The 16,928-nt window shown below is 73.9% G+C and carries 16 protein-coding genes; 9 read left to right on the plus strand and 7 right to left on the minus strand.

Going from position 1 to position 16,928, the window contains the following annotated elements:
* Positions 1-126 precede the first annotated feature (126 nt).
* The 4 genes from JOE38_RS07315 to JOE38_RS07330 all read left to right on the plus strand — a co-directional run bounded on the left by JOE38_RS07315 (position 127) and on the right by JOE38_RS07330 (position 2,971).
* Positions 127-387, plus strand: coding sequence for a GlsB/YeaQ/YmgE family stress response membrane protein (locus JOE38_RS07315; RefSeq protein WP_015491009.1), 261 nt, complete (start codon positions 127-129; stop codon positions 385-387).
* Positions 388-507: 120 nt separating this feature from the next.
* Positions 508-1,158 carry a hypothetical protein gene (locus tag JOE38_RS07320; protein ID WP_204575542.1) on the plus strand — a complete coding sequence of 217 codons (651 nt, stop codon included), beginning with the start codon at positions 508-510 and terminating at the stop codon, positions 1,156-1,158.
* Positions 1,159-1,167: 9 nt separating this feature from the next.
* On the plus strand, positions 1,168-2,535 hold the full coding sequence (locus JOE38_RS07325) for an L-serine ammonia-lyase (RefSeq protein WP_204575543.1): 1,368 nt from the start codon (positions 1,168-1,170) through the stop codon (positions 2,533-2,535).
* 37 nt (positions 2,536-2,572) lie between these two features.
* Complete coding sequence (locus JOE38_RS07330) at positions 2,573-2,971, plus strand: SdpI family protein (RefSeq protein WP_204575544.1); 399 nt, start codon at positions 2,573-2,575, stop codon at positions 2,969-2,971.
* Here the strand turns inward: JOE38_RS07330 and JOE38_RS07335 are convergent.
* Genes JOE38_RS07335 through JOE38_RS07345 form a run of 3 tightly spaced genes read right to left on the minus strand, consistent with a single transcriptional unit; the run spans position 2,968 to position 5,653 of the window.
* Positions 2,968-4,074: a hypothetical protein gene (locus JOE38_RS07335; protein WP_204575545.1), complete on the minus strand. Its 1,107-nt coding sequence runs from the start codon at positions 4,072-4,074 to the stop codon at positions 2,968-2,970. The genes JOE38_RS07330 and JOE38_RS07335 overlap by 4 nt on opposite strands.
* Positions 4,071-4,865, minus strand: a complete 795-nt coding sequence (locus JOE38_RS07340; RefSeq protein ID WP_204575546.1) for an IclR family transcriptional regulator — start codon at positions 4,863-4,865, stop codon at positions 4,071-4,073. The genes JOE38_RS07335 and JOE38_RS07340 overlap by 4 nt, the downstream gene beginning before the upstream one ends.
* Complete coding sequence (locus JOE38_RS07345) at positions 4,859-5,653, minus strand: NAD-dependent epimerase/dehydratase family protein (RefSeq protein ID WP_204575547.1); 795 nt, start codon at positions 5,651-5,653, stop codon at positions 4,859-4,861. Before JOE38_RS07345 ends, JOE38_RS07340 begins: the two co-directional genes overlap by 7 nt.
* A gap of 110 nt (positions 5,654-5,763) precedes the next feature.
* Here JOE38_RS07345 and JOE38_RS07350 point away from each other — a divergent pair, with 110 nt between their 5' ends.
* The 5 genes from JOE38_RS07350 to JOE38_RS07370 are packed head-to-tail and all read left to right on the plus strand — an operon-like array spanning position 5,764 to position 11,179.
* Entirely contained in the window at positions 5,764-7,113 is a 1,350-nt protein-coding gene (locus JOE38_RS07350) for an ABC transporter substrate-binding protein (protein ID WP_204575548.1), read from the plus strand.
* Positions 7,110-8,072 carry a carbohydrate ABC transporter permease gene (locus JOE38_RS07355; RefSeq protein ID WP_204575549.1) on the plus strand — a complete coding sequence of 321 codons (963 nt, stop codon included), beginning with the start codon at positions 7,110-7,112 and terminating at the stop codon, positions 8,070-8,072. The genes JOE38_RS07350 and JOE38_RS07355 overlap by 4 nt, the downstream gene beginning before the upstream one ends.
* A complete protein-coding gene (locus JOE38_RS07360) occupies positions 8,069-8,974 on the plus strand; it encodes a carbohydrate ABC transporter permease (RefSeq protein ID WP_204575550.1) in 906 nt (301 codons plus the stop codon). Before JOE38_RS07355 ends, JOE38_RS07360 begins: the two co-directional genes overlap by 4 nt.
* Positions 8,975-8,978: 4 nt before the next feature.
* Positions 8,979-10,211, plus strand: a complete 1,233-nt coding sequence (locus tag JOE38_RS07365; RefSeq protein ID WP_204575551.1) for an enolase C-terminal domain-like protein — start codon at positions 8,979-8,981, stop codon at positions 10,209-10,211.
* Entirely contained in the window at positions 10,211-11,179 is a 969-nt protein-coding gene (locus JOE38_RS07370; RefSeq protein ID WP_239544766.1) for a 5-dehydro-4-deoxyglucarate dehydratase, read from the plus strand. The genes JOE38_RS07365 and JOE38_RS07370 overlap by 1 nt, the downstream gene beginning before the upstream one ends.
* Before the next feature lie 4 nt (positions 11,180-11,183).
* Here JOE38_RS07370 and JOE38_RS07375 read toward each other — a convergent pair whose 3' ends face one another.
* From JOE38_RS07375 to JOE38_RS07390, 4 genes are read right to left on the minus strand one after another with little or no spacing between them, the layout of a single operon-like run.
* Positions 11,184-13,085, minus strand: coding sequence for a thioredoxin domain-containing protein (locus tag JOE38_RS07375; RefSeq protein ID WP_204575552.1), 1,902 nt, complete (start codon positions 13,083-13,085; stop codon positions 11,184-11,186).
* 38 nt (positions 13,086-13,123) lie between these two features.
* A complete protein-coding gene (locus tag JOE38_RS07380) occupies positions 13,124-14,299 on the minus strand; it encodes a magnesium and cobalt transport protein CorA (protein ID WP_204575553.1) in 1,176 nt (391 codons plus the stop codon).
* Positions 14,300-14,346: 47 nt separating this feature from the next.
* Positions 14,347-15,147: an aldo/keto reductase gene (locus JOE38_RS07385; protein ID WP_204577150.1), complete on the minus strand. Its 801-nt coding sequence runs from the start codon at positions 15,145-15,147 to the stop codon at positions 14,347-14,349.
* 50 nt (positions 15,148-15,197) lie between these two features.
* A complete protein-coding gene (locus JOE38_RS07390) occupies positions 15,198-16,820 on the minus strand; it encodes an AMP-binding protein (protein ID WP_239544768.1) in 1,623 nt (540 codons plus the stop codon).
* Between the last annotated feature and the right edge of the window lie 108 nt (positions 16,821-16,928).

A 16,928-nucleotide genomic window follows, 5' to 3' on the forward strand; every position in this document is an offset into this window, starting at 1 on the left:
GCCCCCGTCCGGTAAAGACGTATCCACTAAACGTTTTTGCACGAATGGTCCTCAGGGTGCTTGACTGGGGCACGTCCACCCGCATTCGGGTGTCACACAGCACGAAATCTTCGAGGAGTAACGCACATGGGCATCATCGGTTTTCTGGTTCTGGGTCTGATCGCCGGAGCGCTCGCCAAGCTGATCCTCCCGGGCAAGCAGGGTGGCGGAATCATCGTCACGCTGATCCTGGGCGTCGTCGGGGCCTTCCTCGGTGGCTTCATCGGCAGCGCGCTCTTCGGCAAGGGCGTGGACAGCTTCGACCTCGGCTCGCTCGCGCTCGCCATCGTCGGCGCGATCATCGTCCTGCTGGTCTACGGCGCGATCGTCGGCCGCAAGAAGGCCTAGTCCTTCCTGCTTCCCGGAGCCCCCGTCGCCCGACCCACGTGGTCCGGCGGCGGGGGCTCCTCTCATGTCGGGCTCCTGATCCGGGCGGGTCGCGCCGCGGGGCGTGCCTACGATGACCGCATGCCCGACGCCGTCGCCCCCTCCCGCTCCCGCACCGCCGCCGTCCTCGTCGCCGTCGCGCTCCCGCCGCTGGCGCTGGCCGCCGCGGGCCTCTCGCACCCCAGCTCGCTCACCGACGACACCGCGATGCACTGGCGCGACCTGCACATCGCGCTGCTGCCCGTCTTCCCGCTGCTCGCCATCGCGCCGATCCTCCTCACGCGCCGCCACGACCGCCGCCTCGGGATCGTCGCCGTCGTCCTCGGGTTCGTCTACGCCGTCTGCTACCAGGCCCTCGACATCCTCGCGGGCATCGCGGCCGGCGCCCTCAAGCTCGAGGGCGGGCAGGGCGTCACCACCATGTACGCGCTCGCGGACGGGATCGTCGTCGCGGGCGTCTGGTCGTACGTCGCGGTCACCGTGCTGGCGAGCGCGCTCGTGATCCGGCACGCGGGCCTCCGCGCGCTGCCCGGCGCCGTCATCGCGGTGGTCGCGGCCGTCTCGTTCGTCGACAGCCACATCTTCTTCCCGCGCGGCGTGATCACCATGCTCGGCCTCGCGATCGGCTGGACCTGGCTGGCGATCGCCTCGTCCGGGCCCGCCCGCCGCGAGCGCGCATCCGCCGGGCGGTCCGGCGCCCCCGCGGCCGACCGCGCCGAGGCCGCGGCATAGTCTGACGGGATGACAGCGTACGTCTCGGCACTCGACCTCTTCTCCATCGGGATCGGGCCGTCGAGCTCGCACACCGTCGGCCCCATGCGCGCGGCCCTGCTCTTCGCCCGGGAGTGCGAGGCGTCGCCCCGGTTCACGGGGATCGCGCGCGTCACCGTGCGGCTGTTCGGCTCGCTCGGCGCCACCGGCCTCGGGCACGGCACGCCCGACGCGGTCGTCGCGGGGCTCGCGGGCCTCGCGCCCGAGACGTGCGACCCGGACGAGGTGCGCGGCCGCTGGTCCGGGCTCGGCGAGGGCGTCGACGTGCCGCTGGCGGGGATCCACCCGGTGCGCATGGTGGGACGGGACCTCACGTTCGAGCCGTTCACCAGGCTCCCCCGCCACCCGAACGCGATGCACCTCGCGGCCCTGGACGCCGACGGCGGCACGGTGCTCGAGAGCACGTGGTTCTCGGTCGGCGGCGGGTTCGTGCTGCGCGAGGACCAGGCGCCGTCGGCCGTGCTGCCCACCGGGCTCCCCCACTCGTTCTCCAACGCCGACGAGCTCATCGAGCTGGCGGAGTCGACCGGGCGATCCATCGCCGACGTCGCGCGCGACACCGAGGAGTCGATCCACGGATCCCGCCGCGCGGTCGCCGGCCTCGACGCGATCTGGGACGCGATGGCGGCGTGCGTGACCGCGGGGCTCGGCGGCCAGGGCACGCTGCCGGGCGGGCTCAACGTGCGGCGGCGGGCGGCGCGGGTCGCCTCGCAGCTCGCGACCATCGACGCCGAGGGCGCGCGCGACACCAGCCACGAGTGGCTGCACGCCTTCGCGCTCGCGGTCAACGAGGAGAACGCGTCCGGCGGGCGCGTGGTCACGGCGCCCACGAACGGCGCGGCCGGCATCATCCCCGCGGTCGGCTCCTACTACCTGCGGTTCGTGCCGGGCGCCGACCGCGACGGGATCCGCGACTTCCTGCTCACCGCCACGGCGATCGGCTCGCTCGTGAAGGCCAACGCGTCCATCTCGGGCGCGGAGGCCGGCTGCCAGGGCGAGGTCGGCACGGCGTGCGCGATGGCGGCCGGCGCCCTGTGCGCGGTGCTCGGCGGATCCCCGCGGCAGGTCGAGAACGCCGCCGAGATCGCGATGGAGCACCACCTCGGCCTCACGTGCGATCCCGTGGGCGGGCTGGTGCAGATCCCGTGCATCGAGCGGAACGCGATCGCCGCGTCCACCGCCGTCAACGCCGCGCGCATGGCGCTGCACGGCGACGGCACGCACCTCGTCTCGCTCGACACCGTGATCGAGACCATGCGGCAGACGGGCCTCGACATGTCCACCAAGTACAAGGAGACGTCCACGGGCGGCCTCGCGGTCAACGTCATCGAGTGCTGAGCGCCTGGGGCGCGGCCGGTCGTGTCAGGCTGGGCGCATGGGTGTCCCCGCGCTGCTGCTCGCCGTCGCGGCGCTGCTGGTCCTCGGCACCACGCAGCTCGCCGCCTGGGGCCTCCTCAAGCGCAACGGGTGGATCGGGATCCGCACGCGCCCCCTCATGGCGAGCGACGAGGCCTGGCGCGCCGGGCACGCGGCCGCCCTCCCCGCGCTCCGCAGCACGTGCCTGCCCGTCGCGATCGGCGGCATCATCGGCGGGATCGCGGCCGGCGCCGGCATGAACAGCGTCGCCAGCTGGGGTGGGCTGCTGCTCGTGGGCGGCATCGTCTGGAGCACGTTCCGCGCGGGGCAGGCGGCCAAGCGGGTCGCGCGCCGACTGGAGGCCGAGCGGCTGGACGCCGAGCGGTGGCGCACGCCGCCCCGCACCCGGCGCGACTAGGCCGGCGCACCCGCCGCGCGCAGGGCGTCGCCCACCGCCGCCAAGCGCTCCCGCCCGATGAGGCCGAGGTGGTACACGTACGTGTCGTCGAGCCCGCGCACCGCGTCGGGCCACCCGGCGCGGATGCTCGCGGGGCTGGCCGGCGGCAGCGCCCAGAGGTAGCCGCCGACGGGCGTGCCGGGGAGGCGCTCGCGGAGCGCGCGCATCGCCTCGGGGTCGTGGGCCACGGCGTCGAGCACCACCACGCCGTCCACCTCGTCGAGGTCGTCGAGGAGCGCGGCGAACGGGCCGGTGGCCCAGGGATCCGCCTGGGCGTGCACCACGACGCGGGTGACGCCCGCGGCGCGCGCGGCGGCGACGCACGCGTCGAGCAGCTGCCGCCTGGCCCGGCCGCGCACGCGCAGCACGGCGTCGAGGCCGTCGAGCCCGCCGTCGGCGTCGACGCGGGCGCGCACCTCGGCCCGGAGCGCGTCCGGATCCGCGCCCTCCTCCGCCAGCAGCGCGACGCAGACCGTGCAGAAGCAGATCGAGAGCAGCGCCTCGGCCTCGGCCGACCAGTCGGCGCCCGCGGTCTTCTCGTGATGGCCGAGGTGGCCGACGCCCATGGGGCCGCACGCCTCGAGCATCACGCCGTCGAGCTCCACCGCCGCGGCCGTCTCGGCGACCAGCGCCGTCGCGTAGGCGCGCACCTCGGGGCGCGCGGGGCAGAGCGCGTACGGGTACGCCTCGCCGAACGCGTTGACGACGCAGCTCGCCGGGTTGCGCGTGCCGACCGACGTCGAGTGCGTGAGCACGATCCACGCCTCGACCCGGAGCCCCGCCGCCCGCGCGACCCGGGCGGCGCGGGGGAAGGCGTCCGGCCCGACCCAGGGCGTGTCGTCGTCGGGACGGAGCTCCCCCCACGCGCCCTCGCGCACCGGCAGGTAGAGCGCGGCGGAGCGCGCGTCGACGATGCGGTGGCGCGGATGCAGCGGCGTCGCGGCCCGCACCGAGTGGTACGCCGCCGCGATGGCCACGCCGTCGGCGCCCGCCGCGCGCACGCGGGACGCCGCGTTGGGGTCGTCGATGAGGTCCCACGGGTAGGCGCAGAAGGAGACGCTCACCGCACGCCCGCCGACCGCAGCGTCTGGGCGAGCCGCTCCGCGTGCGCGCCGATGATGCGGGCCACGCGCTCCGCCTCCTTCGGCGTCGCGCGGTCGACCGGCATGGAGCAGCTGATCGCGTCGGTCGCGGGGATCCGGTAGCCCACGCTCACCGCCACGCAGCTGACGCCGGCCAGGTTCTCCTCGCGCTCGTGCGCGAACCCGCGCTCGTGCGCCTGGTCGAGCTGCGCGTCGAGCGCCGCCGGGTCGGTCACGGTCTGCGGGGTGAGGGCGGCGAGCGGGCCGGATCCGAGCGCCTCCCGCCGCTCCTCGGCGCTGAGCTCCGCGAGCAGGGCCTTGCCGAGCGAGGTGGCGTGCGCGGGCAGCTGTCGGCCGACCCTCGAGGTCGCCCGCCGGGACTCGGTCGTCTCGCGCGTGGCGAGGTAGAGCACCCGGTCGCCCTCGCGGCGCGCGTAGTGCGCGGTGTACCCGGTCTCGTCGCGGATCCGCTCGAGGGCCGCGAGCGCGTGCGGCAGCGCCCGGTCGCGGTCGAGGTAGGCGGTGCCGACCACGAGGGCGCGGGATCCGATGGAGACGTGCGTGCCGTCCTGCAGCATCTCGATCCAGCCGCTCGCCGCCATGGTGTGCAGCAGCTGGTGCAGGCTCGACCGCGGGTAGCCGGACGCGCGGTGGAGGTCCACCACGGAGACGGGCTCGGACGACCCGGCCAGCCGCTCCAGCAGGGCGAGCGTGCGCTCCGCCGACTTGACCGGCCGGGCGCCGCGCTCGGTCGCCGGTCCGTCGGTCACCATGCGTCTCCCAGTGCGTGCTCCGGGGCGGCCCACTCGCCGCCGATGAGGCCGTTCGCGTCCGCGTCGTCCGCGTCGTCGATGCCGCCCGCGAATGCCTCCGCGTCGTCCTCAGGGTAGTAGCCGATCCGCTCGCCGGCGTCGGGGCGGAACCACGCGCGGGCGTTGCGCGACACGCCCCAGACGATGTGGTGGCCGGGCTCCTCGAGCGCGGCGACGGCCTGAACGAGCCGCGCGAGGTCGGGGAAGGAGAGCCAGGTGGACAGCGAGCGGCGACCGTTCGGGCGATCCAGGAGCGTGCCGATCCGGGCGCTCACGACGCTCATGCCGTGGCGGTCGGCGTACACGGATCCGAGCGCCTCCATGGCCGCCTTGGTCACGCCGTAGAGGCTGTCCGGCCGCGGCGGCAGGTGGTCGACGGGCTCCGCGGGCACCGGGTGGAAGCCGACGGCGTGCGTGGAGCTCGCCAGGAGCACGCGGCGGACGCCCTCCTCGCGCGCGGCCTCGAGCACGGTCCGCGTGCCGTCGACGTTGGCGGCGATGACGTCGTCCCACGGGCGCTCGCGGCTGATGCCGCCGAGGTGCACCACGACATCCGCGCCGCGCACGGCCGCGCGCATCGCCCCGAGGTCGCGCACGGATGCGACGACGCCGCCCTCCCCCTCGACCGGCTCCGGATCCACCAGGTCGAGGAGCAGGAGGTCGTGGCCCGCCGCCCGCAGCAGGGGCCGGACGCCGCGTCCGGCCATGCCGGCCGCTCCCGTCATCACGATGCGCGTCGAGGTCGTCATGGCTTCTCCCCAGGGTCGTGCTCCGGCGATTGACATCGCCATCGAGTGCACCTACGTTAGCAGCGCATTCACACTGACGTAATGCATTCATGCATGCAAATGGAGATTCGATGATGAAGACTCGACTCGCGCGGAGGGCGATCGCGCTGGCGTCCGTCGCCGCGCTCGCGGGCACCATGAGCGCCTGCTCCGCGTCGGACGGCGGCGGCTCCACCTCCGCGGACGACCGCTCCCTCGAGGTGTGGACGCGCAGCACGCCGGACGACGCCGCGTCGTACCAGTTCGTGTTCGACGCCTTCACCGCGAAGACCGGCATCAGGATCGACTACAAGCCCGTCCCCGAGTTCGACACGCAGCTGCAGGCGCGCGCCCAGCAGAAGAGCCTCCCCGACGTCATGGTCAGCGACGCGGGCAACCTCGGCACCTACGAGTCGCAGGGCTTCCTCCGCCCCGTCGACCGCGACGCCGTCGCGGGCGGCGACCAGATCTCCGACGCCACGTGGCAGAGCACGCGCGGCACCGACGGCGACTACTACGGCATCCCGTGGTCGCGCCAGGCCAACATCACCTTCATCCGCAAGGACTGGCGCGAGAAGCTGAACATGCCGGTGCCGAGGACGTGGGACGACCTCTCCGCGCTCGCCAAGGCCTTCGCCGACGACGACCCGGACGGCGACGGCCAGGCCGACACCTACGGCATGGTCGTGCCGGGCAGCGCCGAGAACGGCTACATCGCGCGCTGGGCCGCGTCGTACATCTGGCAGGCCGGCGGCGACATCCTGAAGGCCGGGGGCGACGGCACCTACACCGCCGACTTCGACAACCCGGGCACGGAGAAGGCCGTGGAGTGGATCCGCGACCAGTTCTGCACGCCCGGCGTGGTCGTCCCCGGCTCGGTCAACCTCACAACCGCCAACACGCCGTTCTTCGCGCAGGGCACGGCCGGCATCTACCAGACCGGCCCCTACAACCTCAGCTCGTTCGACGCGGCGGTCGGCAAGGACAACGTGGAGGTCATCCCGACCCCGGCGGGCCCGGGCGGCGGCACGGACTCCTTCGCGGAGGGCGAGAACATCTACTTCGGCGCCTCCTCGAAGAAGCAGGACCTGCAGGAGCAGCTGGCCGAGTTCATGATCACGCCCGAGGCGCAGGAGCTCGCCATGCAGGTGAAGACGAACGCGCAGGGCGTGCTCGCGCAGCCGGTGGTGCGGATCCCCGTCAACTCCTCGGTCGACATCGGCGCGGTGAAGGACGACCCGCGCTGGGACACCGCGAAGCGGGTCTACGACGAGCAGGGCAGGTCGTTCCCGTGGGCGATCGACTTCACGCCGTACCGACAGATCGTCGCGGACGGCCTGAACGGCGTCATCGCGGACTGCTCGAGCGACATCCCCGGGGCGCTCTCCGACATCCAGTCCCAGCTCTCCGACGAGCTCGACGAGCAGGGGGTGCAGGGATGAGCATCGGCGCCCCCGCACCGCTCATGGTGGATCCCGAGCGCCGCGCGCCCGCGGCCCCCAGCCCCGTGCAGCCGCGCGGCCGGCTCCCGTTCCGCTCGCGTTCGCTGATCCCGTGGGCCTTCCTCGTGCCCGGCCTCGTCCTCGGCGCGCTCTTCAAGTTCATCCCGATGCTCGAGGGCTTCCGGATGAGCTTCGTGAAGGTCCAGCCGTTCCTCGGCGACAGGTTCCTCGGCCTCGACAACTACGTCCACGTGCTGCGCGACCGGCGCTTCACGGAGGCGCTCGGGCACACCGTGCTGCTGGGCATCGGGCAGACCGTCGGCGCGCTGATCATCGGCCTGGCGCTCGCGCTGCTGCTCGAGGGCACGTCGCGCCGGCTGTGGTTCGTGCGCACGGCCGTGTTCCTGCCCGTCGTGACGGCGGTGGCGGTCATCGGCGAGATCTGGCGGATCCTCTACTTCCCGACCGAGACCGGCTTCCTCAACTCGCTGCTGGGCATGGTGGGCATCCCGCCGCAGGGCTTCATCAGCGATCAGTCGACGGCCCTCGGGTACGTGATGCTCGTCGGCATCTGGACGGGCGCGCCCTACAACATGGTCATCATCCTCGCGGGCCTCACCGGCATCGACCGCACGCTCTACGAGGCCGCCGCGGTCGACGGCGTGACCCTGCGCCAGCGCTTCCGGTACATCGTGATGCCCGCCCTCCGCCCGGCCGTCAGCGTGGTGCTGACGCTCGCGGCGATCCGCAGCCTCCGCACCTTCACCGAGGTCTACGTGCTCACGGGCGGCGGACCCGCGGGATCCACCGAGGTCTGGATGACCCGGGTGTTCTCGCTCGGCTTCAAGGCCAACGACTTAGGTGTCGCGTCGGCGGCCTCCGTGCTGCTGCTGCTCGCGACCCTCGGCCTCACCCTCGGCGTCCGCGCCCTGTCATCCCGCAAGGAGAAGGCCAGATGAGCATCCTCGAGCGCCCCACGGGCGCCCCCCGCCGCGGCAACGACGGCCAGTTCGACAGCGCGCTCGGCTGGAAGCCCGGCCTCCGCCCGTCGAACGTGATCCGCTTCGCGCTCTGCGCCGTCGCCTTCGTGGTGTTCGCCGCGCCGTTCGTGATCATCGTGTCCGGCGCGTTCGACGCCTTCACGTCGTCGACGAGCATCCACCTGTTCCCGCAGAAGCTGTCGCTGGAGTCGTTCCGGGTCGCGTTCGACTCGGGCGTGCTCGGCTACCTCCGCAACTCGCTCGTGATCGCGGGCGGCGGGCTCCTCCTGCAGGTGAGCGTCGCGATCCTCACGTCGTACGCGCTCGCCCGGCACCGGTTCCGCGGCCAGTCGTTCGTGCTGCTGCTGTTCCTGCTCACGATGATGCTGCCGGAGGAGGTCATCGCGATCCCGCTGTCGCAGGTCATCGGGAACGTGGGCGGCACGGGCCTCGACCTCCGCGGCACGCCGTTCGGCGTGATCCTGCCTGTGGCGGTGTGGGGCTTCTCGATCCTCGTCATGACGGAGTTCATGAAGGACATCCCGCTGGAGATCGAGGAGGCCGCGCGCCTCGACGGCTGCGGCGAGCTGCGGATGCTGTGGACCGTGATCCTGCCGCTGTGCAAGCCCGTGCTGGGGGTCGTGACGATCTTCGGCTTCATGATGATCTGGGACCAGTACCTGCTCCCCCTCATCGCCGCGAACGACCCGAGCGACTACACGCTCACGGTCGCGCTCAGCGTGCTCCGCACCGACCCCACGGTCGGCTCGGGAGTCCTGCTCGCGGGTGCGCTGCTCGCGCTCCTGCCGAGCCTCGTCATCTACCTGCTCATGCAGCGCTCGCTCATCCGGGGGATCACCTCGGGCGCGACGAAGGGATAGCACCATGATCATCCACGACCTCGTCGTCACCCCCATCGCCTTCCGCGACCCGCCCCTGCTCAACGCCGACGGCGTGCACGAGCCGCTCGCGCTCCGCACCATCGTCGAGCTCGTCGTCGACGGCGGGGTCGTCGGCCTCGGCGAGGGGCAGGGCGGCGAGGTCGTGGCCGCGCGCGTCGCGTCCGTGCGCGACGCCGTCGTCGGCCTCCGCGTGACCGACCTGCACGGCATCGAGCGGGCGGTGGACGCCGCGCTCGGCGGGGACGCCGGGCCGCTCAGCCGGCAGGAGCGGCGTGTCGTCTTCTCGATGATCGACGTCGCCGCGCACGACGCGTGGGGCCGGATCACCGGGCTGCCCGTGAGCGAGCTGCTCGGCGGCCGCGTGCGCGACCGGGTCCCCTACAGCGCGTACCTCTTCTACAAGTGGGCGGCGCACCCGGGCGAGGCGCCCGACGCGTTCGGCGAGGCGCTGGATCCGGCCGGCGTCGTCGCGCAGGCCCGCCTCCTCATCGACCGCTACGGCTTCGGCTCCATCAAGCTCAAGGCGGGCGTCTTCCCGCCCGACGAGGAGGTCGCCGCGATCCGCGCGCTGGCCGAGGCCTTCCCGACGCACCCGCTGCGCATCGACCCGAACGGCGCCTGGACGCACGAGACGGCGGTGCGCGTGGCGGCCGAGCTCGACGGCGTGCTCGAGTACCTGGAGGATCCGGTGCTCGGCATCGACGGCATGTCCCGCGTCGCCGCCGAGGTGCCGCAGCCGCTCGCCACGAACATGTGCGTCGTGACCTTCGAGCAGATCCGGGAGGCGTTCGCGAAGGACGCCGTGCAGATCGTGCTCTCCGACCACCACTACTGGGGCGGGCTCGCGCACACCCGGGAGCTCGCGGCCATCTGCCGCACCTTCGGCGTCGGGCTCTCGATGCACTCCAACTCGCACCTCGGGATCTCGCTCGCGGCCATGACGCACGTCGCCGCCGCCAGTCCCGAGCTCGCGTACGCCTGCGACACGCACTACCCGTGGAACCGCGGCGACGACGTGATCGTGCCGGGCGCGCTCGAGATCGTGGGCGGATCCGTCGCCGTGCCGACCGCCCCCGGCCTCGGCGTCGAGCTCGACCGCGACGCCCTCGCCCGCCAGCACCGCGTGTACGTCGAGTCGGGGCGGACGATCCGCGACGACTCCGGCTACATGCGGAGCATCCAGCCCGCCTACGACCCCACCCTCCCGAGGTACTGATGACGACGACCGACACCGCCGCCCACCCCGCCGCCGCTCCCGCCCCCGCGACGGCCGGCCTCCTGCCGCCCTTCGAGGGCGTGCTCTTCTTCCCCGTCACGCCGTTCGACGCCGCGGACCGCGTCGACGTCGACGTGCTCGCCGCGCACGTGTCCCACGGCCTCGACCAGGGCGCCGGCGCCGCCTTCGTCGCGTGCGGCACGGGCGAGTTCCACGCGCTCGACATCGACGAGTACGCCCAGGCCGTGCGCGCCGGCGTCGCCGCGGCGGGCGGCCGCCACCTCGTCATCGCGGGGGTCGGCGGGCCGCTCGGGCACGCGAAGCGCTGCGCGCAGCTGGCCACCGAGCTCGGCGCCGACGGGATCCTCGTGCTCCCGCCGTACCTCGTCGCCGGCCCGCAGGAGGGCCTCGCCGCCTACGTCGAGGCCGTCGCCCGCGCGACCCCGCTGCCGCTCATCGCCTACCACCGCGGCCAGGCGCAGTTCACGGAGGCCACGGTCGAGCGGCTCCTCGCGCTGCCGACGCTGGCCGGGATCAAGGACGGCGCGGGCGACGTGGCCCTGTTCCAGCGCTTCGTGCTCGCCGCCCGCCGGGCCGGGCGCGACGACGTGCAGTTCTTCAACGGGCTGCTCACGGCCGAGTCGAGCCAGGCCGCCTACCGGGCCATCGGCGTGCCGCTGTACTCGTCGGCGGTGTTCGCGATGGCGCCCCGCATCGCGAGCGCGTTCCACGCGGCGTACCGCGCGGACGACCACGAGCGGCAGCGGTTCCTCCTCGACGAGTTCTTCACGCCGCTCGTGCGCCTGCGCGACGAGACGCCCGGGTTCGCCGTGTCGCTCATCAAGGCGGGTCTGCGGCTGGGCGGCGTGCCCGTGGGATCCGTGCGGGCGCCGCTCGTGGATCCGTCGCCGCGGCAGCTCGCCGAGCTCGAGCGGATCCTCGCCCACGGCGAGGACGTCATCGCCTGAGCGGTCAGGCCCCGTCGGCCAGCTGCGCCCGCAGCGCGTCGGCCGTCGTCACCGGGAGGCGGCAGACGAAGTCGGCGCACAGGTAGGCGGTGGCGGTGGATCCCGCGGCGCGGTCCGCGAGCAGCTCGAAGCCCGCGTCGGCCCACGCGCGCGCGGCGGTCGCCGTGACCACGAGCGACACGTGCGGCGGGCGGATCAGCGCGTGCGCCACCGCGGCGAGCGGGTCGTCGGCGCGCGCTCCCTGGTCCGGCAGCACGACCACGAGCTGCCGACCCGCCGCCTCGATCGCCGCCGCCTGCTCGAGCGCCCCGCCGAACGCGATCGGGCGGGTGACGCCGCCCGCCGCCACCGTCGCGAGCGCGGCGCGGGCCGCCCGCTCGTAGCGCGGATCCGCCGTCAGCCGCCCGAGCACGCGCGCGGCTGAAGATGCCGCGGTGAGGCCCGACGGGTACGCGCCCTCGGACGGGTCGGCGGCGAGATCGAGGCCGAAGCCCGCGAGCACCGGATCCGCGCCCGTCGGCACGCGGAACCCCGCGGCGCCGGGCTGCGGATCGGTGCCCGCCGCCTGGATCAGCGCGTCCACGATCCCCCGCGCCCGCGCCGCGTAGACGACCTCGCCCGTCGCGAGCGCCAGCGCGAGCAGCCCGTCGGCGAGCATCCCGTGGTCCTCGAGCGTCGCGACCGCGGGCGAGACGCGCCCGTCGATCGAGGCGCGCACGAGGGATCCGTCCGGGCGCACGTGCTCCTGGAGCAGCATGTCGGCGGCGGCGCGGGCCGCGTCGATCCAGTCCCCGCGCCCGAACGCGCGGCCCGCCCGGGCGAGAGCCCCGATGGCGAGCCCGTTCCAGCCGGTGAGCACCTTGCCGTCGACCGCGGGCGGCTCCTCGGCCGCGCGCGCGGCGGCGTCGAGCGCGTAGTACCCGCCCTCGACGCGGCGCCCGCCGACCGTGCTCTCCGAGTCCTGGGCCGACGCGAACCCGCCCGACGCGCGCCGCAGCGTGCCGGTGAGGAACGCCGCGATGCCCGCCGCGACCTCCTCGTCCCCGGCGCGCGCGTAGGCGTCGAGGAGCAGGGCGTTGTCGTAGAGCATCCGCTCGTAGTGCGGCTCGGACCAGTCGCGGCGCGTGGAGTAGCGGAAGAAGCCGCCCTCGACCGGGTCGCGCAGGTCGGATCCGGCCATCGCGTCGAGCGTGCGGCGGACGAGCGCGCCCGTCGCCGCCGCGCGCTCGGGCACGAGGGCCCCGGAGGTCGCGAGCGTGTCGAGCAGCAGCACGACGGGCGCGACGGGGAACTTCGGCGCGGATCCGAACCCGCCGTGCTCGGGATCCTCGAACGCGGCGAGATCGGCGGCCACGCGGTCGAGTGCGGCGGCGTCGGGCAGCGGCGAGGCCACGGATCCGCGCTCCGAGGCTTCCCGGATCGCCGCGCTCAGCTGCCCCGCGCCCTGCTCGACCTGGTCGCGCCGGGTGGTCCACGCGTCGGCGACGGCGTCGAGCACCTGGCGGAACGACGGGTGCCCGGCGCGCGGCTCGGGCGGCGAGTAGGTGCCCGCGTGGAAGGTGCGGCCCTCGGGCGTCGTGAACACGTTGAGCGGCCAGCCGAGCTGATCCGTGAAGGCGCCGGCCGCGGTGATGAGCGCCGCGTCGACCTCCGGGTGCTCCTCGCGGTCGACCTTGATCGCGACGAACCCGGCGTTGAGGCGCGAGGCGAGCGCGGGATCCGAGAACGTCTCGCGCGCCATGACATGGCACCAGTGGCAGGTCGAGTAGCCGACCGAGACGAGCACCGGCACATCGCGGCGACGGGCCTCGGCGAACGCCTCCTCGCCCCACGGCCGCCAGTCGACCGGGTTGTCCGCGTGGCTGAGGAGGTACGGGCTGACGGCGTCGGCGAGGCGGTTGCGCATGCGCCCACGCTACGCGCGGCGCCGCGGGCGGTCCGGCGTCAGATCCAGTCGCGCTTGCGGAAGATCCCGTAGAGCACGCCGCTCACGCCGAGCATGAGCACCAGCGAGAACGGGTAGCCCCAGTCCCAGTGCAGCTCGGGCATGATGTCGAAGTTCATGCCGTAGACGCTCGAGACGAGCGTGGGCGCGAAGAGGATGGCGGCCCAGCCGGAGATCTTGCGGGTCTCCACGCTCTGCCGGTTGCTCGACTCGCTGAGCTCCCGCATCTCCTCGTTCTGGCGCTGGCCGACGAGCGTCGAGTTCACGGTGAGGATGTCGCGCAGCAGCACGCGGAACTCCTCCACGCGCTCGTTCACGACGATGACGTGGTCGGCCACGTCGCGGAGCGCCTGCTGCAGGTCCTCGCTCACCTCGTACTTGCCGGATCCCGCCTGCAGCTGCTGCAGCATGCCGCCGAGCGGGCGCACCGCGCGCTGGAAGTCGATGACCTCGCGGGAGAGCTCGTAGATGCGGCGGGACACGGCCGGATCCCCGTCGAACACCTGGTCCTCGATCTCGTCGATGTCGTTCGCGAGACCCGTGACGACGGGCGCGTACCCGTCGACGACGGCGTCGAGGATCGCGTAGAGCACCGACTGCGGCCCGTGGCTGAGGAGCTCGGGCCGCTCCTGCATGCGCGTGCGGATGGCGGAGAGGTCGGGCGACTCCGCGTGCCGGACGGTGATCACGAAGTTGCGGCCGAGGAACACGTGCAGCTCGCCGAACTCCACCTCCTCGCGGTCGTCCACGTAGCGGGCGGCGCGCAGCACCGTGAAGAGGGTGGAGCTGTAGCGCTCGGTCTTGGGGCGCTGGTGGGCCTGGACCGCGTCCTCCACCGCGAGCTCGTGCAGGTCGAACTCCTCGGCGAGCGCCTGCAGCTCCTCGACCGTGGGCCGGTAGAGGCCGATCCACGCCATGGCCTCGGGCCGCTCGTCGAGCTCGCGGAAGGTGTCGGCGAGCGTGGCGGGCGAGGCGACGCGGCAGCCGTCCACGTACACGCCGTTGTCGACGAGACTCGGGCGGCGCGCGCCCGTCGGGTCGGCGACGCCGTCGGCCTCCCGCTCGGCCCGCGCGCGCGACGCCCCGCCGCCGGCATGCCCGCCGAGGGGCGCGACGCCCCGGGCGACCACGGACTTGAGGCGCGTGCGGATGCGGTGCTGGGACATGACGGACACGGTACCCGGCCGAGGTGACGCGATCGTGCCGCTGGGGAGCGCCCCGGTCAGACCACCTGATCCGGGTGGCTCCCGACGCGTCCCGCGGCCTCGAGCGCGGCGATCCCCGCCATCTCCTCGTCGGTCAGCGCGAAGTCGAAGACGTCGGCGTTCTCGACGAGCCGCTCACGGCGAGTGGTCTTCGGGAAGACGATCGTGCCGCGCTGCACGTGCCAGCGCAGGACGACCTGCGCATCGGTCCTCCCGTGGGCGCGGGCGGCGTCGCGCACGACGGGCGCGTCCGCGACGGCGCCGCGCGCGAGCGGGCTCCAGGCCTGCACGGCGATCCCGTGCTCCTGCAGGTAGTCCGTCGTCGCGCGCTGCTGGTGCCGCGGGTGCAGCTCGATCTGGTCGACCGCGGGCGCGGGGAGGCCCGCCGCGTCCAGCGCCTCGAGGTGCGGCACGAGGAAGTTGGAGACGCCGATGGAGCGGGTGAGCCCCGCCTCGCGCGCCCGGGCGAGCGCCTCCCACGTCTCCACGTAGAGGCCGCGCTCGGCGGCCGGCCAGTGGATGAGGATCAGGTCGACCGCGGGGAGGCCCAGCCGGTCGAGGCTCCGGCGCATCGCCTCGGCCGCCCGCGCGCGTCCGTGGTCGTCGTTCCAGACCTTGGTGGTGACGAACAGCTCGTCGCGCGGGATGCCGGACGCGCGGATCGCCCGCCCGACGCCCTCCTCGTTGCCGTACATGGCCGCGGTGTCGATGTGCCGGTAGCCGACCTCGAGCGCCTCCGCGACGATCCGCTCGGCGTCGTCGTCCGACACCTTGTACGTGCCGACGCCGAACTGCGGGATCGGGACGCCGTCGCCCATCGCGACCGACGGGATGGGCGTGCGGAGGCCGCCGCTGCCCTGCACATCCGTCACGCGCCGAACCGCTCCACGAGCCGGCGCTTCAGGACCTTGCCGCTCGGCCCGAGCGGCAGCGCGTCGACGACCTCGATGCGCCGCGGGTACTTGTAGGAAGCGATGCGCTCGCGCACGAAGGTCTTCATCTCGGCAGTATCCCCCACGGCACCGTCCCGGACGACCACGGCGGCGACCACCTCCTGTCCGTGCCCGGAGTGCGGCACCCCGAACACCGCGCACTGGGCGACGGCGGGATGCCGCGCGAGCACCTCCTCGACCTCGCGCGGGTACACGTTGTAGCCGTTGCGCAGGATCATGTCGCTCGTCCGGTCGACCACCCGGATGTCGCCGTGCTCGTCGATGGCGCCGAGGTCGCCCGTGCGGAACCAGCCGTCCACGAGCACGCGCGCCGTGTCCTCGGGGCGGCCCAGGTACCCGTTCATCACGTTGTGGCCGCGGACCACGATCTCCCCCAGCTCGCCCCGCGGCAGGATCACGACGGCGTCCTCCCTGGCCGGGTCGGCGATCTCGACGCGCACGCCCCAGATCGGCGTCCCGACCGTGCCCGGCCGCGGCGGCGCGACGCCCACGTGGTTGAAGGACGCGACCGGCGTGGTCTCCGTGAGGCCGTAGCCCTCGTGGATCTCCGCGGAGAACTCCTCCCGGAACGCGTCGATCACGGCGACCGGGATCGCGGCGCCGCCGCTCATGGCGTACCGGAGCGGCGGACGTCGCGGGTCGCGTCGGGCGGCCGCGAGCAGCGCGACGAACATGCTGGGCACGCCCATGAACAGCTCGGTGCCGTGCTCGACCATGAGGGCGAGCGCGGCGTCCGGGTCGAAGCGGGGCATGAGGACGACGGTCGCGCCGATGCGGAAGGCCAGGTGCATGGTGCAGGTCTGCCCGAAGGAGTGGAACAGCGGCAGGCAGCCCAGGATCCGGTCGCCCGCGTGCATGTCGAACGTGTCGATCAGGAACACGTCGACCTGCATCACGATCGCGAGGTGCGTCCCCTCCGCGCCCTTCGGCTGGCCCGTCGTCCCGGACGTGTAGAGGATCGTGGCCGTGTCCAGGGGCGACCGCGGGACGTACGAGACGACCGGCGTCGCCCGCGCGGCCTCGTCCTCGAGGCGCGGCGGCAGGTCGGGGCGGTCGGCGGGGGCGAGCACCGTGAGGACGGGGACGCCCGCCGCCGCCGCGCCCGCGGCGCCCTCCGCGAGCAGGGGCGCGGCGCACACGAGGAGCCGCGCTCCCGAGTCCCGGAGGACGTACGCGATCTCCTCGGCCTTCAGCAGCGCGTGCACGGGCACGACGATGCCGCCGAGCGCGAGGACCGCGTAGTAGACGCGGGGGAAGTCGGCCACGTTGGGGATGAGCACGGCGACGGGTGTCCCGTCGCCCACCCCGCGCTCCCCGAGCGCGCCCGCGTACGCCCGGGCCTGGGCCCACAGGTCGCGGTAGGTGATGCTCTCCTCGCCGATGACCAGCGCCACCGAGTCGGCGTGACGGACGGCGGACTCGGCGAGGATCGCGGCGGCGGAGATGGTGAGGCCGTCCCGCACCCGGCCGGCCGCGGTGGCGCCGCCGTCCGCGGCGGGATCGTCGGTCGGGGCGGCGGGCATGGCGGCGTCGAGCATCGCAGGCTCCTCGGGTCTCGGGGACCGTCCCGGGAGTGGCGCCGAGAGCGGCGGGCGGGATCGGCCGCCCGCGACGCTAGCGGCCGGTCCCCCGGGATCGCCGCGGCC

This window comes from Clavibacter michiganensis (assembly GCF_016907085.1).
Classification (GTDB): Bacteria; Actinomycetota; Actinomycetes; order Actinomycetales; family Microbacteriaceae; genus Clavibacter; species Clavibacter michiganensis_O.

Excerpts from the sequence above, each read along its gene's own strand:
- JOE38_RS07315 (WP_015491009.1), top strand. The coding sequence starts at position 127 with ATGGGCATCATCGGTTTTCTGGTTCTGGGTCTGATCGCCGGAGCGCTC.
- JOE38_RS07320 (WP_204575542.1), top strand. The coding sequence starts at position 508 with ATGCCCGACGCCGTCGCCCCCTCCCGCTCCCGCACCGCCGCCGTCCTC.
- JOE38_RS07325 (WP_204575543.1), top strand. The coding sequence starts at position 1,168 with ATGACAGCGTACGTCTCGGCACTCGACCTCTTCTCCATCGGGATCGGG.
- JOE38_RS07330 (WP_204575544.1), top strand. The coding sequence starts at position 2,573 with ATGGGTGTCCCCGCGCTGCTGCTCGCCGTCGCGGCGCTGCTGGTCCTC.
- JOE38_RS07340 (WP_204575546.1), bottom strand. The coding sequence starts at position 4,865 with ATGGTGACCGACGGACCGGCGACCGAGCGCGGCGCCCGGCCGGTCAAG.
- JOE38_RS07345 (WP_204575547.1), bottom strand. The coding sequence starts at position 5,653 with ATGACGACCTCGACGCGCATCGTGATGACGGGAGCGGCCGGCATGGCC.
- JOE38_RS07350 (WP_204575548.1), top strand. The coding sequence starts at position 5,764 with ATGATGAAGACTCGACTCGCGCGGAGGGCGATCGCGCTGGCGTCCGTC.
- JOE38_RS07355 (WP_204575549.1), top strand. The coding sequence starts at position 7,110 with ATGAGCATCGGCGCCCCCGCACCGCTCATGGTGGATCCCGAGCGCCGC.
- JOE38_RS07360 (WP_204575550.1), top strand. The coding sequence starts at position 8,069 with ATGAGCATCCTCGAGCGCCCCACGGGCGCCCCCCGCCGCGGCAACGAC.
- JOE38_RS07365 (WP_204575551.1), top strand. The coding sequence starts at position 8,979 with ATGATCATCCACGACCTCGTCGTCACCCCCATCGCCTTCCGCGACCCG.
- JOE38_RS07370 (WP_239544766.1), top strand. The coding sequence starts at position 10,211 with ATGACGACGACCGACACCGCCGCCCACCCCGCCGCCGCTCCCGCCCCC.
- JOE38_RS07375 (WP_204575552.1), bottom strand. The coding sequence starts at position 13,085 with ATGCGCAACCGCCTCGCCGACGCCGTCAGCCCGTACCTCCTCAGCCAC.
- JOE38_RS07385 (WP_204577150.1), bottom strand. The coding sequence starts at position 15,147 with ATGGGCGACGGCGTCCCGATCCCGCAGTTCGGCGTCGGCACGTACAAG.
- JOE38_RS07390 (WP_239544768.1), bottom strand. The coding sequence starts at position 16,820 with ATGCTCGACGCCGCCATGCCCGCCGCCCCGACCGACGATCCCGCCGCG.